23 protein-coding genes are annotated in these 25,816 nt (G+C 76.6%); 14 read left to right on the top strand and 9 right to left on the bottom strand.

What is annotated here, in order from left to right; genetic code table 11:
• The first annotated feature begins 34 nt into the window (after positions 1 to 34).
• Together V9U69_RS11775 and V9U69_RS11780 are read left to right on the top strand one after the other, a co-directional pair.
• Positions 35 to 607 carry a TetR/AcrR family transcriptional regulator gene (locus V9U69_RS11775; RefSeq protein WP_337062007.1) on the top strand — a complete coding sequence of 191 codons (573 nt, stop codon included), beginning with the start codon at positions 35 to 37 and terminating at the stop codon, positions 605 to 607.
• Complete coding sequence (locus V9U69_RS11780; RefSeq protein WP_337062008.1) at positions 604 to 1,794, top strand: FAD-dependent monooxygenase; 1,191 nt, start codon at positions 604 to 606, stop codon at positions 1,792 to 1,794. The genes V9U69_RS11775 and V9U69_RS11780 overlap by 4 nt, the downstream gene beginning before the upstream one ends.
• 58 nt (positions 1,795 to 1,852) lie before the next feature.
• Here V9U69_RS11780 and V9U69_RS11785 read toward each other — a convergent pair whose 3' ends face one another.
• Positions 1,853 to 2,149: an antibiotic biosynthesis monooxygenase family protein gene (locus V9U69_RS11785; protein WP_337062009.1), complete on the bottom strand. Its 297-nt coding sequence runs from the start codon at positions 2,147 to 2,149 to the stop codon at positions 1,853 to 1,855.
• A gap of 194 nt (positions 2,150 to 2,343) precedes the next feature.
• Between V9U69_RS11785 and V9U69_RS11790 the strand changes: the two genes are divergently transcribed.
• The gene (locus tag V9U69_RS11790; RefSeq protein WP_337062010.1) at positions 2,344 to 2,838 is read left to right on the top strand and encodes a SigE family RNA polymerase sigma factor; all 495 of its coding nucleotides are present in this window, start codon (positions 2,344 to 2,346) and stop codon (positions 2,836 to 2,838) included.
• Positions 2,831 to 3,760, top strand: coding sequence for a hypothetical protein (locus V9U69_RS11795; RefSeq protein WP_337062011.1), 930 nt, complete (start codon positions 2,831 to 2,833; stop codon positions 3,758 to 3,760). Before V9U69_RS11790 ends, V9U69_RS11795 begins: the two co-directional genes overlap by 8 nt.
• A gap of 89 nt (positions 3,761 to 3,849) precedes the next feature.
• Here V9U69_RS11795 and V9U69_RS11800 read toward each other — a convergent pair whose 3' ends face one another.
• The 3 genes from V9U69_RS11800 to V9U69_RS11810 all read right to left on the bottom strand — a co-directional run bounded on the left by V9U69_RS11800 (position 3,850) and on the right by V9U69_RS11810 (position 7,003).
• Entirely contained in the window at positions 3,850 to 5,979 is a 2,130-nt protein-coding gene (locus V9U69_RS11800; RefSeq protein ID WP_337062012.1) for a SpoIIE family protein phosphatase, read from the bottom strand.
• A gap of 98 nt (positions 5,980 to 6,077) precedes the next feature.
• Positions 6,078 to 6,359, bottom strand: a complete 282-nt coding sequence (locus tag V9U69_RS11805) for a hypothetical protein (RefSeq protein ID WP_337062013.1) — start codon at positions 6,357 to 6,359, stop codon at positions 6,078 to 6,080.
• Complete coding sequence (locus V9U69_RS11810; protein ID WP_442907743.1) at positions 6,356 to 7,003, bottom strand: TetR/AcrR family transcriptional regulator; 648 nt, start codon at positions 7,001 to 7,003, stop codon at positions 6,356 to 6,358. The genes V9U69_RS11805 and V9U69_RS11810 overlap by 4 nt, the downstream gene beginning before the upstream one ends.
• 29 nt (positions 7,004 to 7,032) lie before the next feature.
• Between V9U69_RS11810 and V9U69_RS11815 the strand changes: the two genes are divergently transcribed.
• On the top strand, positions 7,033 to 7,965 hold the full coding sequence (locus V9U69_RS11815) for a DMT family transporter (RefSeq protein WP_337062015.1): 933 nt from the start codon (positions 7,033 to 7,035) through the stop codon (positions 7,963 to 7,965).
• Positions 7,966 to 8,030: 65 nt separating this feature from the next.
• Entirely contained in the window at positions 8,031 to 8,618 is a 588-nt protein-coding gene (locus V9U69_RS11820; protein WP_337062016.1) for a hypothetical protein, read from the top strand.
• A 149-nt stretch (positions 8,619 to 8,767) separates the two neighbouring features.
• Here V9U69_RS11820 and V9U69_RS11825 read toward each other — a convergent pair whose 3' ends face one another.
• Both V9U69_RS11825 and V9U69_RS11830 read right to left on the bottom strand, forming a co-directional pair.
• Positions 8,768 to 10,861: a calcineurin-like phosphoesterase family protein gene (locus tag V9U69_RS11825; RefSeq protein WP_337062017.1), complete on the bottom strand. Its 2,094-nt coding sequence runs from the start codon at positions 10,859 to 10,861 to the stop codon at positions 8,768 to 8,770.
• 126 nt (positions 10,862 to 10,987) lie between these two features.
• Positions 10,988 to 12,370 (bottom strand): ATP-dependent 6-phosphofructokinase, encoded by a 1,383-nt coding sequence (locus V9U69_RS11830; protein ID WP_337062018.1) that lies wholly within the window; start codon positions 12,368 to 12,370, stop codon positions 10,988 to 10,990.
• Between the two features lie 150 nt (positions 12,371 to 12,520).
• Here V9U69_RS11830 and V9U69_RS11835 point away from each other — a divergent pair, with 150 nt between their 5' ends.
• Positions 12,521 to 12,919 (top strand): OsmC family protein, encoded by a 399-nt coding sequence (locus tag V9U69_RS11835; protein ID WP_337062019.1) that lies wholly within the window; start codon positions 12,521 to 12,523, stop codon positions 12,917 to 12,919.
• Between the two features lie 16 nt (positions 12,920 to 12,935).
• Here V9U69_RS11835 and V9U69_RS11840 read toward each other — a convergent pair whose 3' ends face one another.
• Entirely contained in the window at positions 12,936 to 15,020 is a 2,085-nt protein-coding gene (locus V9U69_RS11840; RefSeq protein WP_337062020.1) for a bifunctional copper resistance protein CopD/cytochrome c oxidase assembly protein, read from the bottom strand.
• Between the two features lie 51 nt (positions 15,021 to 15,071).
• On the bottom strand, positions 15,072 to 15,491 hold the full coding sequence (locus V9U69_RS11845; protein WP_337062021.1) for an ATP-binding protein: 420 nt from the start codon (positions 15,489 to 15,491) through the stop codon (positions 15,072 to 15,074).
• Positions 15,492 to 15,862: 371 nt separating this feature from the next.
• On the opposite strand from V9U69_RS11845, the gene V9U69_RS11850 reads away from it, so the two are divergent.
• The 3 genes from V9U69_RS11850 to V9U69_RS11860 all read left to right on the top strand — a co-directional run bounded on the left by V9U69_RS11850 (position 15,863) and on the right by V9U69_RS11860 (position 19,895).
• The gene (locus V9U69_RS11850; RefSeq protein WP_337062022.1) at positions 15,863 to 16,408 is read left to right on the top strand and encodes a MarR family winged helix-turn-helix transcriptional regulator; all 546 of its coding nucleotides are present in this window, start codon (positions 15,863 to 15,865) and stop codon (positions 16,406 to 16,408) included.
• Positions 16,405 to 18,444: an MDR family MFS transporter gene (locus tag V9U69_RS11855; RefSeq protein WP_337062023.1), complete on the top strand. Its 2,040-nt coding sequence runs from the start codon at positions 16,405 to 16,407 to the stop codon at positions 18,442 to 18,444. The genes V9U69_RS11850 and V9U69_RS11855 overlap by 4 nt, the downstream gene beginning before the upstream one ends.
• 125 nt (positions 18,445 to 18,569) lie before the next feature.
• Positions 18,570 to 19,895 carry an alpha-amylase family glycosyl hydrolase gene (locus V9U69_RS11860; RefSeq protein WP_337062024.1) on the top strand — a complete coding sequence of 442 codons (1,326 nt, stop codon included), beginning with the start codon at positions 18,570 to 18,572 and terminating at the stop codon, positions 19,893 to 19,895.
• Positions 19,896 to 19,917: 22 nt separating this feature from the next.
• Here V9U69_RS11860 and V9U69_RS11865 read toward each other — a convergent pair whose 3' ends face one another.
• Positions 19,918 to 21,117: a hypothetical protein gene (locus V9U69_RS11865; RefSeq protein ID WP_337062025.1), complete on the bottom strand. Its 1,200-nt coding sequence runs from the start codon at positions 21,115 to 21,117 to the stop codon at positions 19,918 to 19,920.
• 120 nt (positions 21,118 to 21,237) lie between these two features.
• Between V9U69_RS11865 and V9U69_RS11870 the strand changes: the two genes are divergently transcribed.
• The 4 genes from V9U69_RS11870 to V9U69_RS11885 all read left to right on the top strand — a co-directional run bounded on the left by V9U69_RS11870 (position 21,238) and on the right by V9U69_RS11885 (position 25,783).
• The gene (locus tag V9U69_RS11870) at positions 21,238 to 22,197 is read left to right on the top strand and encodes a PmoA family protein (protein ID WP_337062026.1); all 960 of its coding nucleotides are present in this window, start codon (positions 21,238 to 21,240) and stop codon (positions 22,195 to 22,197) included.
• Positions 22,194 to 23,330 (top strand): Gfo/Idh/MocA family protein, encoded by a 1,137-nt coding sequence (locus V9U69_RS11875; RefSeq protein ID WP_337062027.1) that lies wholly within the window; start codon positions 22,194 to 22,196, stop codon positions 23,328 to 23,330. Before V9U69_RS11870 ends, V9U69_RS11875 begins: the two co-directional genes overlap by 4 nt.
• Positions 23,331 to 23,452: 122 nt before the next feature.
• Positions 23,453 to 24,658 (top strand): glycosyltransferase, encoded by a 1,206-nt coding sequence (locus V9U69_RS11880; protein ID WP_337062028.1) that lies wholly within the window; start codon positions 23,453 to 23,455, stop codon positions 24,656 to 24,658.
• Positions 24,659 to 24,940: 282 nt separating this feature from the next.
• Positions 24,941 to 25,783, top strand: a complete 843-nt coding sequence (locus V9U69_RS11885) for an HpcH/HpaI aldolase/citrate lyase family protein (RefSeq protein ID WP_337062029.1) — start codon at positions 24,941 to 24,943, stop codon at positions 25,781 to 25,783.
• Positions 25,784 to 25,816: the final 33 nt, after the last annotated feature.

Genomic DNA, 25,816 nt, shown 5'->3' on the forward strand with positions numbered 1-25,816 from the left:
CGGTCGCCCTGGGCGAACGACCAGGGGAGGCGCCGTGGTGACGTCGGTGGAACGGGGCAGGCAGGTGCGCCGCCGCCTGCTGGACGCTGCGGCGCACCTCGTCGCCGAGCGGGGCTGGGCGGCGGTGAGCACCCGGGCGCTCGCGGAACGGGCCGGGGTCGCCCCCGGCCTGGTGCACTACCACTTCCCCTCCGTGCAGGAGCTGCGCGCCGAGGCGGCCGTGGACGCGGCGCGCTCGGTGGCCGACCAGGTCGGGCGCGCGCTCGCCGGGACGCGCCACGCCGACGACGTCGCCGCCGCGCTGCTGGGCGTCCTCGACGCCCACGACGGCACCGACCCGGTGTCCGTGCTGCTCCTCGAGGCCTACCTGGCGGCCACCCGGGACGAGGAGCTGCGCCGGGCCCTGGGCGACGTGGTCGTGGACCTGCGCGGCCTGGTCGCCGCCCGCCTCACCGCGCACGCCGCGCCCGAGGCGGACGCGACCGCCGCGGTGCTGGTCGCCGCGGTCGACGGCCTGCTGCTGCACCGCGCCCTCACCCCCGGCCCGGGCGCCGGCGAGCTGACCGCCGCGGTGCGCAGGCTCCTCGGGCCCGGGGGTGCGCGGTGAGAGTGGTCGTCTGCGGCGCCGGCGTGGCGGGGCTGACCCTCGCCGGGCGGCTGACCCGCGCCGGTGCGGACGTCGTGCTGCTGGAACGCGCACCCGGGCCCCGCACCGGCGGGTACGTGCTGGACTTCTTCGGCCCCGGATACGACGCCGCCGAGGCGATGGGGGTGCTGCCCCGCCTCCTGGCCGCCGGGTACTCGTTCGAGGAGGTCGACCTCGTGGACGCCTCGGGCCGCCCCCGCGCCCGGCTGAGCGTCGCGCGGGCGGCCGCGGCCGCCGGCGGCCGCCTCGTCAGCCTCGCCCGCCCCGACCTGGAACGGGTGCTGCGCGAGGACCTGCCCGCGGGCGTCGACGTCCGCTTCGGCACCACCGTCACCGCCGTGGAGGACCGTCCCGGCGGCGTCGCGGTCACCCTCTCCGGCGGTGAGCGGATCGAGGCCGACCTGCTCGCCGGGTGCGACGGCGTGCGCTCCACCGTGCGGTCCCTGGTGTTCGGGCCCGCCGAGCGGTACGTGCGCCCCCTGCCGTTCCGCGTGGCGACGTTCACCGTGCAGGACCCGGTGCTGCGCGAGGCCGTGGGCGCGCGGGTGTGCCTGACGGACACCGCGCAGCGCACCGTCGGCCTGTACGGGCTGCGCGACGGCCGGGTCGCGGTGCTCGCCCTGCACCGCACCCGCGAGACGGCGCCGCCCGCCGACGCCCGCGCCGCCGTGCGCCGCGAGCACGCCTCCCTCGGCTGGGTGGTGCCGCGCGCCCTGGCCGCCTGCCCGCCGCCCGAGCAGGTCCACCACGACGAGGTGGCCCAGGTCGTCGCCCCGGGGTGGACCCGGGGCCGGGTGGTGCTGGTGGGCGACGCCGCCCACGCGGTGTCCCTGCTGGCCGGCCAGGGCGCCTCGCTCGCCGTGGCCGGCGCGTACCTGCTCGCCGAGCAGCTGCGCCGCCGCCCCACCGCCGAGGGGGCCCTCGCCGCGTACGAGGCGGCGCTGCGCCCCCTGGTGCTCGACCGCCAGGAGGCCGCGCACCGCAGCGCGCGCTGGTTCGTGCCCGCCACCCGGCGCGACGTGCTCCTGCGCCGGGTGGCCCTCACCCTGCTGCGGCTGCCGCTGGTCGACCGCCTGGTGGCGAGCTCCCTGACCGGCGGGCCGTCGTCCCTCGTGGCGGACCTGCGGGCCGGGCGGTCCGTGCCCTGAGCGCCGCAGCACCCGCGGCGGGGCGGCGCACCCGCCTGCCCCGTCGCACCGGCGCCGCTCAGGCCCGGGCGACCTCGGTGAAGTGCTCCACCACGGGGAACGGGTCGTAGAAGCGGTGCAGCAGCGCCTTCCACTCCCGGTACGGCGCCGAGCCGCGGAAGCCCTCGGTGTGGTCCTCGAGGGTGTCCCACTCCACGAGCAGCAGGTACGTGCCGGGGCGTTCGGCGCAGCGCGACAGGCGCAGCCCGCGGAAGCCGCCCGACGCGGCGATGACGCCCTTCGCGCGGGCGAACGCCTCCTCGAAGGCGTCCTCCTCACCGGGGCGGACGTCCAGCAGCGCGTGTTCCAGGACCACGGGGGAACCCTCCCAGACGCCCGGCCGGGGAAGTCCGGCGACCGGTGCAACGCCACGGCCGCGAGCCGCGTCGTCCGGGTGTGGCTCCCTCCGACGACAGCACCCGCGCGGCACCAGCGCGGCACCAGCGGCCGGGGGACCGCGCCGGTCGCGGTGGGGACGGAGGGGACCCCACCGCCGGCCGGGGAGCGGGGGTGTGGGACCTGGAGTCCCTGGTGGCGTGGAAGGGCCCGCAGCTGGTGCGCCTGGCGCGCGCCCTGCTGCGCGACCCCCACCAGGCCGAGGACGTCGTGCAGGACGTCCTGGCCACGTGCGTGCTGAAGTGGTCGCGCATCGAGGCCGTCGACGACCCCTCCGCGTACCTGAACCGGATGGTCGTCAACGCCGTCACCTCGCTGCGCCGCCGGCCCTGGCGGCGCGAGCAGGTCAGCGACCCCGCCGACCTGCCCGACCTCGCCGTCGCCGACGCCTCCGGCGAGCACGCCGAGCGGCAGCGCTGCCTGGCGCTGCTGCGGCGGCTGCCGGACCGCCAGCGCGTCACCCTCGTGCTGCGCCTGTACGAGGGGATGCCGGACGAGGAGATCGCCGACCTGCTCGACTGCTCGACCGGCACCGTGCGCAGCAACGCCCACCGGGGCCTGGCGACGCTGCGCCGGCTCATCGCCGAGGAGGGGACCGACCGTGCCTGAGCACCACGACGTGGAGGACCTGCTGCGCCGCGCGCTGGAGCGGGACGTGCGCACCGGTGCGGTGGACGAGCGGGCGCTGGCCGCCGGCACCCGCACCCGCATCCGCCGCCGGCACCGGCGCCGCCGCGCCACCTGGGCGGTGGCGACCCTGGCGGCGCTGGCCGCCGTGCCGCTGACCGTGCAGGCGCTGCCGGACGGCGCGGTGCGCACCCGGCCGGCGGCGAGCACCACCGCGACGGAGCCGGGGCCCACCACCGCACCGGCGGATCCCACCGCGAGCCCCTCCAGCACCCCCACCGCTGCTCCCCCAGGAACTCCCGCGGGAACTCCCGCGACCGCGCCGACCGTGCCCGCGCCCCCGCTGCCGACGTCCGCGCCCGCGGACCCGAACGCCGTCGCCTACGACGTCCCGGACCTGCCCGGGCTCGTCGCGGCCCTGCCCGCCGGGCAGGTGCTGCTGTCGGACGTCGGGCAGTACGCGAACCTGCCCACCGTCGCCGGTCAGGGGTGCAGCGGCGCGCAGATCGACCCTCCGCAGATCGCCGGCCGGCAGTGGATGTGGGCCGAGGAGAACTCCAACCGGCTGGACCAGACGTCCGTGGAGGCCGTCGTCACCGGCTGGGCGCCCGGCACCGGCCCGGAGGCGTTCGCCCACCTCGTCGCGAACGACTCCCGCGCCTGCGGCTTCGACGACGACCTCACCCCCGGCACCGTCGACGTCCCCGGCGCCGACGAGACGTGGGCCGCGCGCTGGGAGACCAACGGGATCCCCGTCACCGCCGGTGCCGCCCGCGTCGGTGACCTCGTCGTGGGCGTCACGGTGAGCAACCCCGGCCCGGAGGGCGACGCGGACGTGGCGCGGATGCTGACCGCCGCCGTCGCCGACCTGCGCGGCAGCGGCCTCAGCGCGGCGGGTTCCTGACCCCACCCCTCACCTCGTGGTGATCGTGCGCGGTTGAGCGTTCACCTCCGCGTGATCGCCACGGGGTGCGGAGGGGGTGCCGGCCCCGGTCAGTCCCGCGGGTGCAGGTGCACCGCGACGACCGCGACGTCGTCCTCCTGCTGCCCCGGCAGCATCCGGGCCAGCAGCCCGTCGCACAGCGCGTCCAGCCCACCGCCCTGCGCGGCCAGCTCGGCCAGGGTGCGCCGCAGCAGGTCCAGCCCCTCGTCGAGGGACTGCCCGCGCCGCTCCACGAGGCCGTCGGTGTACATCAGGACGGTGCTGCCGCGCTCCAGCACCGCCGAGAACTCCTCGCGGGGGGCGTCCGGCAGCACCCCGAGCAGCAGGTCGGCGTGCTCACCGCTCAGCGCCCGCACCCGCCCGCCGGGGGTGATGACCATCGGCGGCGGGTGGCCGGCGCTGGACCAGCGCACCCGCGTGGCGCCCGGCGGCAGCGTCCCGTCGTGCTCCAGGCGCGCCACGACGGCGGTGGCGGTGGTGTCCACCCGCAGCGTGTGCACGACCCGGTCGACGGTGCGCAGCACCTCGGCGGGCGCTCCCCCGCCGGCCGCGGCGATCCCGCGCACCAGGGTGCGCACCTGGCTCATGGCGGCGGCGGCCTGCGTGTCGTGGCCGACGACGTCCCCGATGACGAGCACCGTGGCGCCGTCGGGCTGCAGGAACGCGTCGTACCAGTCCCCGCCGACCTGCGCGGCCTGCGCCGCCGGCTGGTAGCGCGCCACCACCTGCAGGTGCTCCGGCTCGGGCAGGGCGGTCAGCAGGGACCGCTGCAGGCCCTCGGCCAGCTCGCGCTGCTGGCGGTACAGGCGCGCGTTGTCCAGCACGATGCCGGCGCGGGCACCGACGTGCTCGACGGTGACCAGGTCGTCGGCGCTGAAGTCGCCGCGCCCGGCGCCGTTGGCCAGCGAGAGCATCCCCACCGGTCCCTCCCGCCCGGTCAGCGGCAGCACCACCACCGACTCCGGGGCCAGCAGCCCCAGCTTCTCGCGCACCGGGCCGGGCGGCAGCATCGCCTGCACGGCGGCGGTGGCGCCGGAGGGCAGGGACTGCGGCCGGCCGCTGGTCATCGCCCGCACCACCACCGTGTCGTCGGTGAGCACCCCCATGCGGGCGTGCGCGTACTCCTCGAGCACCTGCTGCAGCGCGGGGTCGCGGTGCCAGGCGGCGGCGTCGCGCAGCCCGCGGCGGGTGCCCGCCTGGTGCGTGTCGTCGACGAGGGTGACGATCGCCCAGTCCGCCAGCACCGGCACCACCAGCCGCGCCAGGCGCCGGGCCGCCTCGTCGTTGTCCAGCGTGCCGGTCAGCTCGGCGGTGATGCGCCCGAGCAGTTCCGTGCGGCGCGCGGCCCGCTCGGACTGCTGCTGGGCGCGGCGGCGTTCGGTGACGTCGAGGAAGTACACCGCCAGGCCCTCGCCGGTGCGCCAGGCGCGCACCTCGTACCAGGCGTTCAGCGGCTCGGGGTAGTGCGCGTCGAACGTGACGGTCTCGCCGCTGTCCATCGCGCGGCGGTAGTTCACCTCGAAGTCGCTGCCCGGGGCGGCGGGGAAGAGGTCCCACACGACCCCCCCGAGGAGCTCGTGCCGCTCGCGGCCCAGCACCCGCTCGGCCTCGGCGTTGACGTACGTGAACCGCCAGGAGGTGTCCAGCGAGAAGAACGCGGTGGACATCGACTCCAGCACCCGGCTCACCCGCGCCTCGGCCTCGCGGTGGGCGGTGACGTCCCACGCCGCCCCGAGCAGGCGCACCGCCACGCCGTGCTCGTCGCTCAGGGCGCGGCCGCGGGCACCGACCCAGCGCAGGTCCCCGCCGGGCAGCACGATCCGGTACTCCGCGGAGAACGGCCCGCACGTCTCGACGGCCGCCCGCAGGTCGGCGCTGACGCGCGGCAGGTCCTCCGGGTGCAGGCGCTCGTTGAACGCCTCGATGGTCCGCGCGAAACCGTCCGGTGCGTAGCCGAACAGCTCCAGCAGCCGCTCGTCCCACTGCAGGACGCCGTCGACGAGGTCCCAGTCGAACGTGCCGACCCCGGCGGCGGCGATGGCCAGCTCCAGCAGCTCGCGCCGCGCGTCGGCGTCGGCGACGCGCCTGACGTCCGGCGGCAGCGGCAGCGGGCTGGGGACGCTGGCCGCGTCGCGGGCCTCGCCCTCGGCCCCGGAGGGCACTTCGACACGGTTGGACACCCGGTTCCCTCGATCCCGGGCGCCGCTCGCCCACCCGCCCAGTTTCCCCCACGCCACCGGGTCGGGGGAACCACGGCCCGGCCCGGCCCCCGGCGCCGTCAGGGCCGAGGGTCCGTGCGCTGCCAGCGCCGGCCGCGCTCGCGGCGCGGGGTGGTGGCCGCCACGCACTTCGGGCACACCCACCGCACGGCGTCGGCGCTGCCGCCGGTCACCGGGTCGGTGTCGGAGAAGTCCACGTGCGGGAAGCGCGCCAGCCCCGCCCGGCGCAGCGGCACCCCGCACACCGTCTGGTTCTGCCCCGGTTCCCAGGCGTGCACCTCGCCCTCGGGCAGCCGGCTGCCCTCACCGGGGTCGTACGTCCCGCTGGCCGCGACCTTCACCGCGCACCTCCGTCCCGTCCCGCACCGGCCCCGTCTCGACCGTCCGACGACGGTAGCGGCCGGGGGCGGGCGGCGCCGACCAGGAGGAGCGCCGCCTCCTGCGCGGCCTCGAAGACGCCCTCGAAGGCGCCCGTGCCGCAGGACACCAGCGCGCCCTCGTGCAGCAGGGCCACCGCCTTCGCCGTGCTGCGCGGTGCGGGGGCCCCGGCGCGCTCGGCGATCTCCTCGAAGAGGCCGAGCATCCACCGCTTCTGCTCCACGACGAGCGCGCGGGCGGGGTGCGCGGGGTCGTCGAGCTCGGCGTGGGCGTTGACCATGGCGCACCCGCGGGAACCCTCGGCCCGCGACCACTCGTGCGAGGCGGCGAACAGGGCCGTCAGCCGCTCCTCGGCTCCGGGGCCGGCCGCCTCGATCCGCTCGGTGAGCAGGGCGCGCCAGCGCCGGTCTCGGGCGGCGAGGTACTCCACGACCAGCCGGTCCTTGCTGCCGAAGCGGTCGTAGAGCGTCTTCTTCGTCACCCCGGCCCGCTCGGCGATCGCCTCGACCCCGACGGCGTGCAGACCGCGCGCGTAGAAGAGCTCGGAGGCGGCGTCCAGGACCGATCGCGCCCCCGGGGTCCAGTCGATCTCGGTGTCCACGGGCACGAGTATACCGATCGGGTTACCGTGGCTCCATGGATATACCGATCGGTGTACCTCACTGGAGGGGGCGGACCGCCCTCGCCGTCCTCTGCGCGCTGTTCGTCGCCTGCTGGTCGTCCGGGTTCGTCGGCGCCAAGCTGGGCGCGCAGGACGCCGACGTGCGCACGGTGCTGATGTGGCGGCTGCTGCCCCTGGCCGCCGGGCTGCTGCTGTTCACCGGGCTCAGGCACCGGGCGGGTCGGCGGCGCCCCGACCCGTCCGCACGGCTCACCCGCCCGCAGCTGCTGCGCCAGGTCGGCATCGGCGCCCTCTCGCAGTCCGGCTACCTGCTGACCGTCTACTGGGCCATCGGGCTCGGCGTGAGCACCGGCACGACCGCTCTCATCGACGGGGTGCAGCCGCTGGTCGTCGCCGCCCTCGCCGGCCCGCTGCTGGGAGCGGCCGTCACCGGGCGCCAGTGGCTGGGCCTGACCCTCGGCCTCGGCGGGGTCCTGCTCGTCACCTGGGCCGACGCGACCTCCCCGCGCACCGACGCCCCCGCGTGGGCGTACGCCGTCCCCCCGATCGGGATGCTGTGCCTCGTCGCCGCGACGTTCCTCGAGCGCCGCGACCCCTCGGCCCCGCGCCCGCTGCGGAACCTGACGATCCACTGCACCACCTCGGCGGTCGTCTTCACCGCCCTCGCGCTCGCCGGGGGCGCGGCCACGGTCCCCGCCGAGCCCCGCTTCTGGGTGGCCACCGCGTGGCTGATCGTGCTGCCCACCTTCGGCGGCTACGGCCTGTACTGGCTCCTGCTGGAGCGCGTGGGGGTGACGACCGTCAACAGCCTCATGTTCCTGGTGCCGCCGGTGACGACGGCGTGGGGGGCGGCGCTGTTCGGCGAACCGGTGACGGTGCTGACCGTCGCGGGCCTGACCCTGGCGCTGGCCGCCACGTGGCTGGCCGCGGTGCACCCGCGCGTGTAGCGCCCGCGGAACGGGGAAGGGAAGGGGTACCAGCACCGATCGACGAGCACCGTGGAGGTCCCCCCGTGAGCAGCAGCGACAACCGGTACGTCACCCAGGCCGTGCACGACCTGGCCTCGGCCCTGTGGTTCGGCGGGTCCGTCATGGGCGTCGCCGGCGTCAACAAGTCGGGCAGCGAGCTGACCGCCGGCACCGACCGCATCGCCGTCGCCGCCTCCGCGTGGCGCCGCTTCCAGCCGGCGCAGTGGGGCGGCATCGCCACCGTCCTGGTCACCGGCTCCACGCTCACCGCGGCCAGCGGGCACCGCGTCGCGGCGCAGAAGGGCTACGGCAGCGTCGGCGCCCTGAAGGTCGGCCTCGTCCTCGGCGGTGCGGTCGCCACCGCGTACGCGGCCTTCGCCGGGCGCAAGATCGCCCAGGCGGCGGACGCGGCGGAGCAGCGCGGTGAACCCGTCAGCGTCAAGGACGCCACCCTGCCCACCCCGAACACCCCGGCGGACCTGGCGAAGTGGCAGGGCCGGCAGCGCGTGGCGCAGTTCGCGGTGCCGCTGTTCGCCGGCGGCAACATCTTCTGCAACGCCTACCTGACGCAGTCGTACCGCTTCGGCCAGACCGCCAAGGGCGTCATCGCCCGCCTGAACCCCGTCTCCTGACCCCACCCCCTCCTCGCGGAAACCAGTGTCTCCGCCCTGAGGGGCGCCCTTCCCGGGGCGGAAACAACGGTTTCCGCCCGAGGGGGAGGACGCGACGGCGCCCCGCACCCCCTTCCGGGGGTGCGGGGCGCCGCGCGCTCCCGAGGGGATCAGTCCTCGGTCTCCTCGAACACGTCCTCGCGGAAGTCCTGGCGCGGCAGTTCCGCGCGGACCTCGAACGTGTGGGTGTCGGTGTACTCGCGGCCCGCGACGTCGGTGGCGGTCACCTCGGCGGTGTGCACGCCCTCGGCCAGGCCGGCCGGCAGCCGGAACTGCCAGATGTGCGTGGCGCGGTCGGCGAGGTTGTTGCCCGGCTGCGCCGGGCCCGGGCCGTACTCGGCGCCCGCGTACAGCTCGAAGCCCTGCGCGTACTCGTTCCCCGAGGTGCTCTCGAAGCCGAAGCGGGCCACCTGCAGCTGGCGGGTGGCGGCGGCCGGGTCGGCGAAGCGGGCACCGGTGTTCGGCGCCTCGCCCTCGGCCTGCTGGGTGCGGGTGGCCGGCTGCGGCGCACCGCCGTCGATGGAGACGGACACCTCGGTGTCGCTGGAGCCGTACCAGACGTTCGCGGTCAGGAACGTGTCCTGCGCCAGGTCGCCGGGGGTGACCACGCCCGGGTCACCCAGGTCGTTGACGTTCACCGGGGGCACCGCGTCCCACTCGCCCTCCTCGCGCGTCTCGGCGAAGTCCACGAGCTTCGTGAACCAGTCGCGCCAGCGCGGGGAGTTCAGCGACAGCGCCATCTGCTCCTGCGCGCCCTCGCCGATGACGTGGAAGGTGTCGGTGAACTCGCTGCCGTCGACGTCGAGCGTGAGGAACCCGGGGCGGGCGCCGTCGCGCTGCAGCGCCATGGGGCGGCCCTCGACGCCGAGGTCGCCGGAGTACCAGTCGCCGCTGGGGGCGCCGGCGACGACGTGCGGGAACGGCAGTTCCGTGACGCCCACGGCCTCTTCCCACCCGGCGTAGCTGTCACCGGTGAGCATCCGCTCGGTGGAGTGGGTGTGCCCGGACACCGACAGGGCGGGACGGCCCTCGAGCAGCTCGTACACCTTCAGCACGTCGGCGGTCTGGTGCTTCGTCGAGGTGGCGTCGGCGAAGGACACCATCGGGATGTGGGTGGCCAGGACGACGAGCTTGTCCTGCGGGACCGTGGCCAGGTCCGCCTCCAGCCAGGCCAGCTGCTCCTCGCCGAGGACGCCGGAGTAGGTGGGCGAGCCCTCGGGGTCGGCGCAGTGCGGGCGGGTGCCGTCCGCGTTCTCCGCGGGCCCGCAGGGGTACTTCACGTTGTTCATCACGACGTAGTGGACGTCGGCCACGTCGTAGGAGTACGTGGTGGGGCCGAGCTCGCGCTTGAAGGTGTCGAAGGAGTGCGCGGGGTCGGTGGAGTCGAAGTCGATGTCGTGGTTGCCCGGCACGAACCGCAGCGGCAGGCCGGAGGCGCCGAGCACGTCCTTGATGCGCGGGTACAGGCCCAGGTCGTCGCCGGCGACGTCGCCGAGCATGAGCGCACCGCACTCGGCCAGGCGCTGCTCCTGCTCGCCGCGCTGCAGGCCCACGAGGTCGGCCACCAGGCCGTCGCGGGCGAAACCCAGCTCGCGGCCGCTGTAGGTCTGCACGTCGGCGAGGATCGCGCAGCGGGTCTGCGCGTCCTGCGCCTGCTCGTCGCCGCGAACGATCGGGAAATTCACCGCCGACGGCAGCGGGCCGGTGGGGGCCAGGCCGCCGAAGCGCAGTTCCGGGGAACCGGCGGGCAGGTGGTGGTAGTGGAACTGGGCGACGCCGTCCTCGTCGACGGGGACCTGCCAGCCGGCCGGCTGGGTGACGAACGCGGTCATGCCGTCGAACGCGGGCAGCTCGTAGCGGCCCTGCTCGTCGGTGCGGACGACGTCGCGGCCGTTGGAGACGGTGACGCCGGCCACGCCCTCCTCGCCGTCGCTGCGGCCGTCGCGGTCGGAGTCCTCGAACACGGTGCCGCGCAGGGTGTCAGCGTCGCTGCTGAGGGTCCGGGCGGCACCGGCGTCGCGGACGACCTCGACGGAGCCCACGTACCGCTCGGGGGCGGCGGGCGCGGGCTGCGCGGGGGCGGCCGAGGAGGAGGTCTCCAGCGAGGCGGTGAGGGCGCCGGCGCCGACCAGCGCGACAGCGGCGGCGGCGAGGGTGCGGCGCCGGCGGGACGGGGTTCCGGGCAGGGGGGAGGTGCTGCTCATGGCGGTGGGGTGGCCTTTCGTCGGCTCTCGTCGACACCCGGCGCTCCTGGCGCGACCGGGGGCGCACCCCACCCTGTGCGAACTCTGTGACCTCCCGGTGACACGTGACGGAAGGTCAGGAGAACGTCACTGACCGCCGAACACCGTGACCCGCTCCGCCGGCGCCCCGCCGAACGACCACGGCTGCCCCGTGGCCTCCAGCACCGACCACCACAGGTCGCCGTGCGGGTCGACCTGGTTGCGCGCCGAGACCGCCAGGCGGATCGGGATGTGCACGAACCGGCGGCGCCAGCGGCCCACCACCATGTTCGTGCGCCCGGCCATCGCCGCGTGCGCGGCCGCGTGCGCCAGGCGGATGCAGTACACGCTGTCGTACGGGTTCGCCGGCACGGAGCGGATGACGTAGCTGGGGTCGATGTAGCGCAGGTTCAGCTCCAGCCCGTGCGCGGCGAAGTCGTCCGCGATGGCCTGGCGCAGCAGCCGCCCCACGTCCTGCAGCCTCTTGTTGCCGGAGGCGTCGACCTGGTCGTCGGCGTCGAACAGCTCCTGGCCGGCTCCCTCGGCGGCCACCACCAGGGCGTGCCCCTGGGTGGCGACCTTGGCCCGCAGCAGCTCCAGGAAACCCCCCGGACCGTCCAGCACGAACGGCACCTCGGGGATGAGGACGAAGTCGGCGTCGTTCTGCGCCAGCGCCGCGTAGCAGGCGATGAAGCCGGAGTGGCGCCCCATGAGCTTGACGACGCTCACGCCGTTCGGGGCGGTGCGCGCCTCGACCTTCGCCGAGCGGATCGAGCGGGTCGCCTCGCTGAACGCGGACTGGAACCCGAAGCTCTGGTCGATGAACGGGATGTCGTTGTCGATGGTCTTCGGGATGCCGACCACGGCGACCTTCAGCCCGCGCTCGGCGACCTCCGCGCAGATCTTCTGCGCCCCGCGCAGGGTGCCGTCGCCGCCGATGACGAAGAGCACCGAGATGCCCATGCGCTCCAGGCAGTCCACGACCTCGGCGGCGTCCTGCTGCCCGCGCGAGCTGCCCAGGATGGTGCCGCCCTCGGCGTCGATGCCCTCCACGGCCTCCGGCGTCAGGTCCACCACGTCGTGCCCGTAGCTGGGCACGAAGCCCTGGTAGCCGTTCTTGAAGCCGTAGATGCGCCGCACGCCGTAGTGGTTCGTCAGCTCCGAGACGAGCCCGCGGATGACGTTGTTGATGCCCGGGCACAGCCCGCCGCAGGTGACGATGCCGACCCGCGTCTTCGACGGGTCGAAGAAGATCTTCTTGCGGGGGCCGGTGGGCTCCAGGCTCGGCAGGTCCGCCAGGCCGTCGAGGTCCTCCTGGCCCTCCACGCGCCGCGCCACCTTGGACAGGGTGTCGTCGAAGAGCACCCGGTCGTTCTCGTCGATGTAGTGGTGCGTGGTGCGGCGGGCCTGCAGCCGGGGGGCGAGCGGTGAGTCGACCGTGCAGGGACCGAGGGTCTCGACCGTGAAGTCGGGCACGGCTGCGTTGTCCATGGGCGTCGCTGGTCCTTCCAGGCTGAGGGGTCCGCGCGGTCCGGCCCACCCATCATCGCGGGGGCGTGCGCGCCCCGGCGCGCCGGGGTGCCGCGCCGGGCCGCCGGTGATCGCCGAGCGCGCCGCGCCGCGGCCCCCTAGCGTCGGAGCATGACCAACGACCTGTACACGGCCGTCGTCACCGCCACCCCGGGCTCGGCCCGCTCCGACGACGGGGCCCTGTCCCTGGACGTCACCGAGCCGAGGACGCTGGACGGTCCCGGCGAGGGCACCAACCCCGAGCAGCTCATGGCCGCCGCCCTGGGCAGCTGCCTGCTGGACTCGCTGCGCATCGCCGCCACCAGCACGGGCGGCAGCACCGAGGGGGCGCAGGTGGAGACCCGCGTCACCCTCGCGAACGACGAGCCGGGCTACACCGCCCGCTACGCGCTGCGCGTGACGCTGCCGGACGCGGGCGCGGACGCCTCGGCGGTGCTGGAGCAGGCGCTGTCGATCTGCCCGTTCACCAAGACGCTGGACGCCTCCGCGCTGGACGTGCAGCTGGCCTGAGCCGGCGCCGGGCGGCTCAGCGCTCCCCGGGGTGCCCGGGCCGCCCGGGCTCCCCGTCGTGCTCGGCCAGGCGCGCGAGCATCGCGTTGTAGTCGGCGAGCTCGCGGCCGCCGTCGCGGTCCGCGGCGCGGTCGCGGCGGCGGCCCTCCCGCGTGTCCGAGCGGGACCAGGCGATGGCCACGCCGAGGACCAGCGCGGCGGTGGGGAACTCGCCGATGCCCCAGGCGATGTCCCCGCCCCGGTGCTGGTCGGCCAGCAGGTCGGTGCCGGCGGGGGCCACCTGCGCGAACCACTCACCGGCCAGCAGCTGCGTGCTCTGCATGAGCGCGACGCCGAAGAAGGCGTGGAAGCCCATGGTCGCCAGCAGCAGCATCAGCCGCAGCGGGTGGGCCGGGCGGTGCGCACCGGGGTCGACGCCGATGAGCACCGAGCAGAACAGGTACCCGGTGCCCAGGAAGTGCACCATCATCAGCTCGTGCCCCACGTGGGTGCGCAGCGCCAGCTCGAACAGCGGCGAGTAGTAGAAGACGATGATGCTGCCGGCGAAGAGGACGGCGGCGACCAGCGGGTGCCCCACGAGCGCCAGGTAGCGCGAGTGCAGCAGCTCCAGGAGCCACTCGCGGGCGCCCCGCGAGCCGTCGCGGCGCACGGGCAGGGTCCGCAGCGCCAGCGTCACGGGGGCACCGAGCACCAGCAGCGGCGGCACGGCCATCGTCAGCAGCATGTGCTGGAGCATGTGGGAGCTGAAGGAGATCCGGCCGTAGGCGGCCGGGCCGCCGCTGGTGACGAACAGCAGCGCCAGGCAGCCCAGCACCCACCACGTCGTGCGGGCGGCGCTCCACCGGTCGCCGCGGCGGCGCAGCCGGTGCACGCCGAGCAGGTAGCCGACGAGCGCGCCGCCGCCGACGAGCAGCCACAGCAGGTCCGGCGAGACCTCGGTGAACCAGCGGGCGACCGTGAACGGCGGCGGGGCGCTCTCGCCCAGCAGAAGGTCGACGGGGTCGGCGGAGGGGTCGGTCTCGGGGACCGGGGTGGGGCTGCGGCTGAGGGCGACGCCCAGGCCCGTGGCGGCGGCCATGAGGACGAGCTCGCCGGCGGCGAGGCGGCGGAAGGCCCGCGGGGCGCCGCTCAGCAGCGGCAGGGTGCGGCGGCGGTGCCACGCGCCGACGACGCCGAGCAGGACCAGGGCGGCGGTCTTGGCGAGCACGAGGGCGCCGTAGGCGGTGGCCAGGCCCGAGAAACCCCCCAGGCGCACCCAGGCGTTGACCACCCCGGACAGCGCGACGGCCGCGAAGCACCACAGGGCCAGCGCGGAGTAGCGGGCGGCGACGACGGGCAGGTCCACGGCCCGCTCACCGGCCGCGGCCCGGCGGCGGCCGGTGAGCGGGGCCACGAGCAGCACGGCGGCCAGGCCGCCCACCCAGACGGTGACCCCCACCAGGTGCAGGCCCAGGGAGCTGACGGCGGTCTCGTGGGAGGCGGACCCGGAGGCGTGCCCGGACAGCGACAGGGGCACGAGCGCGACGAGCGCCAGCGCGGCGCCCCAGGCGGCGCCGGTGGGGGTGGTCGCGGCCGCGGCGACGGTGGCGACGACGGCGGCCAGGACGGTGGTGACCAGCAGCGCGCGGCCGAGGTCGATCTCCTGGGCGAACTGGGCGAACTGGGCGCCGAAGCCGGCGGCGCCGGGGGCGGCACCGAGGACGTCCATGGCGGTCAGCACCAGCACGGCCAGCGCCGAGACCGTCCAGGCGCCGGCACCGACGCCGGCGGCGCGCACGGCGCGCGTCCAGGCCGCCGAGGGGTGCGGCAGCACGACGGTGGCGACGACGAGGCCGCCGACGGCCAGGGCCGCGGACAGGTCGTGGACGGTGCGGGCCAGCGGCAGTCCGTAGCGCACGAAGGCGCCGGGGTCTCCGAGGACGGAGGGGACCAGCCCGCCGCCGGCCGCGAGCGCCACGAGCAGCGCGGCGCAGGCGGCGCCGAGGGAGGCGAGCGCGGTGAGCACGGCACCGGCCGCACCGGGGACCGCGGGCACCGCCCGGGGGCCGCCGCGCGGGGTGGGCGGACGGGTCGCGCTGTCGGACGGGCGGGTGTCTGCCACGTCCTCCAGGGTAGGTCGCCGCGCCGACAGCTCCTCGCGGCGGGCGGTCGCTCAGGCGCTGGCGCGCGCGGAGCGGACCGGGGCCAGGTGGGTGGCGACGTCGAACCAGACGACCTTGCCGAAGGGCTGGACCTCGACGCCGTGGGCGTCGGCGAGCGCCTCGACGAGGGCCATGCCGCGCCCGTCGAGGGCGTCGGGGTCGGACTCGCGGCGCAGCGGCAGGCGGGTGTTCTCGTCGGTGACGCCGACGCGCACCCGCGAGCCGTGCCGGCCCAGCTGCAGGACGACCTCGCTGCGGCCGTGCACGACGGCGTTGGTGACGACCTCGGCGGTCAGCAGCAGCAGGGTGTCGACGACCTCGCCGATGAGGCCCTGGGCGATGCACCAGTCGGCGACGACGTGGCGGGCGGCGCGCGAGGAGGCCGGCTCCGGGGCGAGGGTGGTCACGCAGGACCAGTCCTGGAACGACACAGAGTGACTCTCCCGATACCTAGGGTCACGAGGAACGGTAGCGCACCGTCCCCCGAACGGCGCAGCGCGGACACCGTCCGCGAGGTGAGCGCGACCGGGCGCCCACCCGTCGATCCTGTCCGGCACCTGCGCTCCCCCGTAGCCACCAGCGGCTGCTAGATTCGTCCCGATAGGTTGCGTGCGGCAGTCAACGATTCCTCAGCGGACCGGGACGCCACGGGTACTTCGCCGCCGGGCCCCGCCCCGTTACACCGCCGCCGCCTCCGCCACCACCCGACACACCGGTCAGGCGCCCCGCGACGCCCCCTCCCGCACCGACCCCACCACGGGAACGCCCCTCCCGCACCACGACCGCACCCGCCCGGAGCACCGTGCCCCACCACGAACCCGCCCCCGCGCACCCGCCCGGGGACCGCCGCGACCTCCTCCTGCCCGCCCTGGCCGAGGAGGTCACCCGCACCGTGCGCACCCTGCACGCCCTGAAGGCGCAGGACGCCCGCGCCGACGACGACGCCGAGCGCGCCGTGCACGCCGTGCTCCTGACCGTCGAGCACCACGGCGCCCAGCGCGTCGGCGCGCTCGCCGAACGGCTCGGCACCGACCCCTCCACGGTCAGCCGGCAGACCGCCGAGCTCGTCCGGCGCGGCCTGCTCGAGCGCCACCGCGACCCCGACGACGGCCGCGCCTGCCGCCTGGCCGTCACCGGACCCGGCCGCGAGGTCGTCGCCGTCACCCTGCAGCGCCGGCGCGAGCGGCTGGCCCGCGCCGTCACCGGCTGGGACGAGCACGACCTCGGCACCTTCGTCTCGCTGCTGACCCGCTTCGCCGACGGCCTCGAGCGCGGCCGCGACGACGACACCGGCACAGCCCCCGCCCCCACCGCAGCCACCACCCGCCCCGAGCAGGAGACCGCATGAGCAGCACCACCGCCGGGGCCGACCCGGCCGCTCCCACCGAGGCGCCCGCGCTGACCCACCGGCAGATCATGGCCATCCTGTCCGGCCTGCTGCTGGGCATGTTCCTCGGCGCCCTGGACCAGACGATCGTCGCCACGTCGATCCGCACCATCGCCGACGACCTCGACGGGTTCTCCCTGCAGGCGTGGGCCACCACGGCGTTCCTCATCACCTCGACGATCTCCACGCCGCTGTACGGCAAGCTCTCCGACATGTACGGCCGCCGGCCGTTCTTCATCGCCGCCATCGGCATCTTCGTCGTCGGCTCCGCGCTGTGCGGGATCTCCACCTCGATGTACGAGCTGGCCGCCTGGCGCGCCGTGCAGGGCCTGGGCGCCGGCGGCCTCATGTCGCTGGCGCTGACGATCATCGCCGACGTCGTCCCGGCCCGGGAGCGCGCCAAGTACCAGGCCTGGTTCATGGCCGTGTTCGGCACCTCCAGCGTCCTCGGCCCCGTCGCCGGCGGGTTCTTCGCCGGGCAGGAGTCCCTCCTCGGCCTCGCCGGCTGGCGCTGGATCTTCTGGATCAACGTCCCGCTGGGCGCCCTCGCCCTCGCCGTGGTCGTGCGCAACCTCAAGCTGCCCCGGCGCACCACCCACCACCGCATCGACTGGCCCGGGGCGCTCGCGCTCGTGCTGTGCCTGGTGCCGCTGCTCGTCGTCGCCGAGCAGGGCCGCGAGTGGGGCTGGGGCTCGGGTGGGGCGCTGCTCTGCTACGCCCTGGGGGTGGCCGGCCTGGTCGCGTTCGTGCTCGTCGAGCGCGCCTACGGCGAGGAGGCGCTGCTGCCGCTGCGCGTGTTCCGCGGGCGCACCTTCGTCGTCGGCAGCCTCGCCAGCCTCATCCTCGGCATGGGCATGTTCGGCGCGATGGCGGTGCTGCCGCAGTACCTGCAGGTCGTCAAGGGCTCCTCGCCCACCGTCGGCGGCCTGCAGATGCTCCCGCTGGTGCTCGGCATCATGTCCGCCAGCGCGTTCGCCGGGCAGTTCATCGCCCGCACCGGCCGCTACAAGCCGCTGCCGGTCGTCGGCACCGGCCTGATGGTGCTGGCGCTGTTCCTCTTCAGCCGCGTCAACGCCGACACCCCGGTGTGGCAGACGATGCTCGTCATGCTGGTCATGGGCTGGGGCCTGGGCGGCAACATGCAGCCGATCATCCTGGCCGTGCAGAACGCCGCCAGCCCCCGCGAGATCGGCGTCGCCACCTCCTCGGTGACGTTCTTCCGGCAGATGGGCGGCACCCTGGGCACCGCGGTGTTCCTGTCCATCCTGTTCTCCACCCTGGGCGGCAACGTCTCGGACGCCTACCGGGCGGCGGCGGACGAGCCCTCGTTCACCGCGGGGCTGCGCGAGGCGGGCCTGGACCAGGCCGGCCTGCAGCAGGTCCTCGCGCGCGCCAGCGACGACACCTCGGTGCTGGGCACCCTGCCGGCGGCCGTGGCCCACCCCTTCAAGGTGGGGTTCACCGACTCCACCAGCCTGATCTACCTGGTGGCCGCCCTCGTCATGGTCGCCGGGTTCGTCACGGTCCTCTTCCTGCCCGCCCTGCCGCTGCGCGGCGGGCGCACCCACGGCGCTCCCGGCGCCGGCGACGCCACCGCCGCACCGGTGCAGGCCGCGGCCGCCGCGGTCCACCCGGCGCAGGTGCGCGACCACCCGGCCCAGCTGACGGGCGTGCCCGCCGACGCCGCGTCCGCCGGCGAGCTGACCGAGCGCGTGCGCGCCGAGGTGCAGCAGGCCAAGGCCGCCCAGCGCGCGGTCGAGGAGCTGGCCGCCGAGACGGCCCGCCGGGAGGCCGCGCTGGACGCGGCCGTGGAGCGGCTGCGCGACCTGGGCCTGGACGAGGCGTCCATCGAGGCCGCGCTCGGGGAGGACGCGGCCGCGCCGCGCGGCCGGCACGCCGGGCACGTCGTGCCCGCACCGGCGGACGGGCCCGCCGGCGCGACGGCACCCGGGCCCGACCGGCTGGGCGCGCAGGCCGGGCCCCCCGCGCGGAGCTGACCTGGCGCAGAGCCGAACCCCCGCGACGGCCCCGGAGCGACCCGCTCCGGGGCCGTCGCGCGTGCCGGGGCCGCCGCTGCCAGCATGGGCGCGACAGCAGCGCGAGGACGGCGGGAGGAGCACGGGTGCCCGACTGGGTGCGGGACGCGATCTGGTGGCACGTCTACCCGCTGGGGGCGACGGGCGCCTTCCCCCGCCCCGACGCGGGACCGCGCCCGCGCCTGCTGCGGCTGCTGCCGTGGCTGGACCACGTGCGCGACCTCGGCGCCAACGGCCTGCTGCTCGGGCCCGTCTTCGCCTCCTCCACGCACGGCTACGACACCGTCGACCACTTCCGGATCGACCCCCGCCTGGGCACGGACGAGGACTTCGACCGCCTCGTCGCCGCCTGCCGCGAGCGCGGGCTGCGCCTGCTCCTGGACGGGGTCTTCAACCACGTCGGCCGCGAGCACCCCGCCTTCCAGCGGGTCCTGCGCGAGGGGCCGGCGGCGCCCACGGCCGGCTGGTTCCGGCTGCGCTGGCCCGACGGCGCCGGGCCCGGGACGGTGCCGGAGCACGACGACTTCGAGGGCCACGGCGACCTCGTCGCCCTGGAGCACGCGAACCCCGAGGTGGCCGACCTCGTCGTGGACGTCATGACGCACTGGCTGGCCCGCGGTGCGGACGGCTGGCGCCTGGACGCCGCCTACGCGGTGCCGCCGCAGCGCTGGGCGCCGGTGCTGGCCCGGGTGCGCGAACGCTTCCCCGACGCCTACGTCGTCGGCGAGGTCATCCACGGCGACTACGCGGGCACCGTGGCGGCCTCCGGCACGGACTCCGTCACCCAGTACGAGCTGTGGAAGGCGGTCTGGAGCTCGCTGAACGAGGCGAACCTGCACGAGCTGGCGTGGACGCTGGGCCGCCACGACGGCTTCCTGGAGACGTTCGCGCCGTTCACGTTCGTCGGCAACCACGACGTCACGCGCATCGCCAGCCGCCTGCACGACGAGCGCCACCTGGCGCACGCGCTGGTGGTCCTGATGACGGTGGGCGGCACCCCGGCCGTGTACGCCGGCGACGAGCACGCCTTCCGGGGTGTGAAGGAGGAGCGCGCCGGCGGCGACGACGCGGTGCGCCCGCCCCTGCCCCCCACCCCGGCGGACCTGTCCCCGCTGGGGCTGCCCACCTTCCACCTGCACCAGGAGCTCATCGGCCTGCGCCGCCGGCACCGCTGGCTGCACGAGGCGCGCACCGAGGTGGTGCACGTGGAGAACGAGCGCCTGGTGTACGTCTCGCGCGCCGCGCACGGCGACGGCCGCCTGCTGGTGGCGCTGGACGTCTCCGGCACCGGCGGGGAGGTGCCCGCGCCGGGGGCGGGCGAGGTCCTGGCCGGCGCCGGGCGGGTGCGCGGTGCGGCGGGTGAGGAGCGGGTGCTGCTGGCGCCGCACGGCTGGGCGGTGCTGGCCGGCTGACCGGCCCGCCGGGTGGGCCGGTTCAGCCCTCCGCGGGGTGCACGCGGTCCAGCCACGCGAACGCCTCGCGCTGCATGGCCGCGTCGAAGCGGTGCCCGGTCTCGTGCAGGGAACCGGTGAACGCGCCCGGCGCACCGGCGGCGGCGTAGCGGGCGGCGATGCGCTGCACCGCGCGGCGCACCCCCGCCTCGGGGAACAGGGGGTCGCGCAGGCCGGACTGCACCAGCAGCGGCAGCGGGGCGCGGGCGGCGACCACGTCCGGCCAGTCCCCCACCCGCCCCAGCCCCGGCGTCATCAGCGCCCACGCGTGCCGGTGCAGGTGCTGCGGGAGCGCCTCCCGCAGCGCGGTGGTCATGCAGACGACGACGAGCGCGGCGGCCGGGGCGCCCAGCGCCGCCGCCACCGCCGCGCGCGCACCGCCGCCGGACAGGCCCAGCAGCGCCACGCCGCCGGGCGCGGTACCCGGGTGCGCGGCGAGCACCCGGGCCGCCAGCAGGTCCTCGCGGGCCAGCAGCCCGGCCCAGGAGGTGCCCAGCACCCCCAGCGCCTTGGCCACGGCGTCCTCGGCGGGCCCGGCGTGCACGTCGTAGGCGACGGCCTCGTCGTCGACGTCCTCCCCGGCGGCGCGGCGCGCGGCCAGCTCCCGCTGCGCCACCTGCTCGCTGCGCTCGGGCATCGCCTCCACCGGCAACCGCCGGCTGCCCCAGCCGAAGCCGTCGTGCACCAGCACCGCCCGCCCCGTGCGGGCCAGGTCCTCGGCGAGGGCGCGCCCGTCGTACAGCTCCTCGCGCACGGCCCGCAGCCGCGGGTGCGCCGGGCGCCCGTCCGCGCCGTCGGCGAGCTTGTCCAGGCCGAACCGCTTCAGGCCGCCGTGGCAGTGCAGGGCCAGGGCGCCGGGCAGCGGCCCGCGCTCGCCGGCGGGTCGCAGCAGGCGCCCGGCCGTGCGGGGGCCGAAACCGGCGTCCCAGCTCAGCTCGGTGCCCGCCAGCCCGTCGCGGGTCCAGGTGCCCTCCACCCGCACGTCCGGCTCGGGGACGTCACCGGGCAGCCCGACCGCGGCGCGCAGCCGCCGGGAGACCTCCTCGCCGGTGGGCTCGTCGGCGCCGAACAGGGGCCAGGAACCCTCCAGCAGCTCGACGAGGCCGTCGAAGGCGCCCAGGCGCCCCGTGGCGGCGGGCGCGGGCGCACCGGCGTCCCGCCCCGCCGTGGTGTCGAACCGCACCGCGGCCCCCCTCGTCCTCGCGACCGCCGCTGCCCGGCGGGAACCCCGTCCCGGCACCGTACCCACGGTGCCGGTGACGGGGAACTCCCCTCGGTAATCGTTTTCCCCTACGCTCTGGACATGCCGCTCGACGATGACGTCACCCGGTCCCGCACCCTCGTCCCCGGCCCGGCCCGGTCCCGCCCCGCGGGACGCGTCGTCACGGCCGGCGCCCCCACCGACCTCGCCCCGCCCGCCCCGCCCGCCGCGCCCGCGCGGGCCGTGCTCACCGTCGCCGGAGCGGTCGTCGTCACCGTCGAGGACGGCAGCGCGATGGCACCGGTGGATTCCCCCCGCCCCCACCTGCACCCGGTGCGCACCCTCGCCGGGACCCCGGTGACCGACAGCGCCCCCGTCGACCACCGCCACCACCGCGGCGTGGGGATCGCCGTGCCCGACGTGGACGGCACCAGCCACTGGGGCGGGCGCACGCACGTGCGCGGGAGGGGTTCCACGCTGCTCGAGAACCACGGCGCGCAGCAGGTCGTCGAGCAGGACGGCGACGGCGCCGGCGCCCTGCGGCAGGTCGTCTCCTGGTGCGACCGCACCGGTGGCGAGCAGTTCCGCGAGGAGCGGCGGCTGCGGGCGGTCGCCGCCCCCGGCGGCTGGCGCCTGGACTGGACCTCCGTGCTGCACGCCCGGCACCCGGTGACCATCGGCAGCCCCGCCACGAACGGGCGCCCCGGCGCGTTCTACGGCGGGTGGTTCTGGCGGGCCCCGTTCCAGGGTGCGGAAACCCTCGTCGCCGACGGCGCCGGGACCGCGCTCGCCCACGGGTCGCGCTCGCCGTGGCTGGCCGTGAGCGCGCCCGGCGCGTGGTTGCTGGCCGTGCAGCACGGCGAGGTGCTGCCGTGGTTCGTGCGCACCGAGGAGTACACGGGTTTCGGCCCCGCCCTGGCGTTCGACGCACGGCGTGAGGTCTCCCCCGACGAGCCCGTGCGGATCCGGCTCAGCGTCCTGGTCGCCGACGGGCCCACCCCCGCACCGGGGACCGTGCGCGCCGCCGCGCTCGGCCTGCTGGCCACGGGGGTGGACGCGTGAGCGGCACGCCCCTGCCGCGGGTCGCCGTGGTCGGCGTCAACGGCCACGGCCGCAGCCACCTGCAGCGCGCCCTGGACGCCCACGCGGCGGGGCGGCTGCGGCTGGCCGCCGTCGCCGACCCGCGCCTGGACGACCTGCCGGAACTGCCGGCCGGCACGCGCCGGCACCCCGACCTCGGCGAACTGCTGCACGAGGGCGCCCCGGACGTGGTCGTGCTGAGCACCCCCATCCACACGCACACCGCGCTGGCCACGGCCGCGGTGCGCGCCGGTGCGGACGTGCTGCTGGAGAAGCCCCCCACCGCGACCGCCGCGGAGTTCACCGAGCTGAGCGACACCGTGCAGACCACGGGCCGGCTGTGCCAGGTGGGTTTCCAGAGCCTGGGCTCGGCCGCCGTGGAGCACGTGCGCCGCCGCGTCGCCGACGGCCGCGTCGGCGAGGTCACCGGGTACTCGGCGGCCGGCTGCTGGGTCCGCACCCGCGCCTACTACCAGCGCGCCCGGTGGGCGGGGCACCGCCACCTCGACGGGCGCGTCGTCGCCGACGGGGCCCTGACCAACCCGCTGGCGCACGCGGTGGCCACCGCGCTGGCCGTGGCCGGCGCCCAGCGGGCCGAGGACGTCACGGCCGTGGAGACGGACCTGTTCCACGTCCACGACATCGAGGCCGACGACACCTCCGCGGCCCGCGTCCACCTGGCGGGCGGGCGGGACCTGATCGTGGCGGTGACGCTGTGCGCCGCCGAGCGCGGTGAGCCCTTCGTGGTGGTGGAGGGCACCGCCGGCCGGATCACCCTGTGCTACACGCTCGACACGGTCGTGGAGGAGGTGCCGGGCCACCCGCCGCTGGTGACCCGGCACGAGCGCACCGACCTGCTCGCGGACCTGCTGGCAGCCCGCGCGCACGGGACGCCGCTGCTCTCGCCGCTGGCGGACTCGGGGGGTTTCACGCGCGTGCTGGAGGCCGTGGTCACCGGGCCGGCACCGAGGCCGGTGGCCGAGGGGTTCTTCGAGCGCCTGGCGCTGCCCGGGGGCGACGAGGGGCGCCGGCTGACCGGCGTGGAGGAGGCGGTGGCGGCCGCGCTGCGCGAGCGCGCCACGTTCAGCGAGCTCAGGCTGCCCTGGACGCGGTGACCGGCTCGAACCCTTCCCGCGCCGATCGAACCCGCTCGCGCTGAGCGGTGGTGCAGCGGGAAGCTCCTCGGCCGCGCCGGACGGCCGTCCGGCGCCGACCGCGACGGCTCCCGGAGGGACCCGTGAAGCTCCTGCTGCTCACCGCCGGCACCCGCGGCGACGTCGAGCCCTTCGCCGCGCTGGCGCGGCACGTCCTGCGCTCGGGCGCCGAGGTGGCCCTGGGCGTGCCCGACGAGGCGGTCGGCGGGCTGGCCGACGCGGGTGCGTTCGGCCTCGGCGCCGACTTCTCCCGGCTCGTGGCCGAGCAGGGCGTCTCCCCGATCGCCGCGGCCCGCGCGATGCGCACCGCGGTGCGGCCGGCGATGCGGCGGGTGCTGTCGTCCGCGGTGCGGGCGGTGCTCGAGCACCGCCCGGACGTGGTGGTGCACCACCCCAAGGTGCTCACCGCCCCCCGCGCCGCGGACGCGACCGGCGTCCCGCACGTCGTCGTCGAGACCGTGCCGACGCTCACGCCCACGCGCGCCTTCCCGATGCCGGGGACGACGGGCCGGGACCTGGGGCCGCTGAACCCGCTCACCTACCGCGCGGCGTCCGCGGCCGCGCGGCTGTTCGCCCGGGAGGTGTCCGAGGCGTGCACCGCGCTGGGTGCCGCGGGCGCGGGGCGGGCGCCGTCCCCGGCGGCCGCGTCGCTCGTGCCGATCAGCCCGCACCTGCTGCCCCGGCCGGTGGACTGGCCGGCGCACGTGGCGCTGACCGGCGCCTGGACCTCGCCCGGCCCGGCGGCGCAGCTCGACCCGACGGTCCGCGGGTTCGTCGAGGCGGGCCCCTTCCTGTACGCGGGTTTCGGGTCGATGGCCGCGGGCGACCCGGTGCGACGGGCGCGCGCGGTCGTCGCGGCCGCCCGTGCCCACGGGTTGCGGGCGCTGCTGGTGACGGGGTGGGGCGGGCTGGAGCCACCGCCGGAGGAGCGCGGCGCGGACGTCCTCGCCGTCCCCTCCGTCCCCCACGACGCCGTCCTGCCGCGGGCCGAGGTCGCCGTGCACCACGGCGGTGCGGGGACCGTCCACGCGGTCGCCCGGGCCGGCGTGCCGTCGGTCGTCGTCCCGTTCACCGCGGACCAGCCGTTCTGGGGTGCGCTGCTGCAGCGGCGCGGGGTGGCGGCGGCGCCGTTGCGGCCCCGCCGGCTCGACGCCGGCCGGCTGACCGCTGCCGTGGCGCAGGCGCTGCACCGCGCCCCCGCGGCCCGGGACCTCGCGGGCGCCGTGCGCGGCGACCGGGGCGCCGAGGAGGCGCTGCGCGTGCTCGAGCGCGTGGCGCGCGGCAGCTGACCCGTCCCGCGCCCCGGCGGCACCCGCGCCGAGGCCGAGCGCCGACCCCGGCGCGCGGTCGCTCTGCTGGACTCCGAGCGGCACGGGCGCTCCGCGGTGCACCGGCGCCCGGACCCGGGCGACGCCCTCGTCGGCTGAGGCGCCACCGTGCGCGACGTCACGCCCGCCCGCGCCCCGGGGCTGCGCTGGCGTGCCGCGACGGCCGCTACGGTCGGTGCGGTGCCGGCGCCGGCGGTGGGGCCGGCCATCGGGAACCGGCCCCGGCCGGGTGAGGAGACGGACATGAGCACCGACAGGGCGGCCCACGTGGTGGAGCCGCGGTACGCGCGCACGTGGCTGCTGGTCAACGCCGCCCGCCCGGAGCTGTTCGACGCCGCGGCCCGCTCCCGCACCGACCAGGTGGTGCTCGACGTGGAGGACGCCGTCGACCCCAGCCGCAAGGACGCCGCCCGCCAGGACGTCGTCGCGTGGCTGCGCGCCGGCGGGCGCGCCTTCGTGCGCATCAACGACGTCACCACCCCCCACTGGCGCGACGACGTCGAGCAGCTGCGCGGCACCCCGAACCTGCTGGGCGTGGTGCTGGCGAAGACGGAGGCCGGTGAGCAGGTCACCGACACGTTCGAGGCCCTGGGTGGCCAGACGCCCGTGGTGGCGCTCGTGGAGTCCGCCCTCGGCATCGAGGAGGCCCGTTCCATCGCGTGCGCTCGCGGCGCGTTCCGCCTCGCGTTCGGTTCCGGCGACTACCGCCGCGACACCGGCGCCAGCGCCGACGACCTGGCCATGGCGTACCCGCGCAGCCGCCTCGTCGTCGCCAGCCGCATCGGCGGCCTGCCCGGGCCGGTGGACGGCCCCACCGTCGGTGGTGGCCTGCCGGAGCTGCGGGAGAACTCCTCGGTGGCGGTGTCGCTGGGCATGATGGGCAAGCTGTGCCTCGACTCCGACCAGGCGCCCGTCATCAACGAGGTGATGAGCCCCACCGCCACCGACGCCACCTGGGCGCAGGACGTCGTGGAGGGGTTCGAGGCCAGCGGCGGCGTGGTCCGCGACGGTTCCGACCTGCCGCGCCTGGGCCGCGCCCGGCGCATCCTCGAGCTCGCCGAGGCGTTCGGCATCCAGCCGCTGTGACGCGCGGGGCGGGGGGGCCCACGGCCGCCCGCC

The organism is Kineococcus sp. G2 (genome assembly GCF_037154035.1).
Classification (GTDB): Bacteria; Actinomycetota; Actinomycetes; order Actinomycetales; family Kineococcaceae; genus Kineococcus.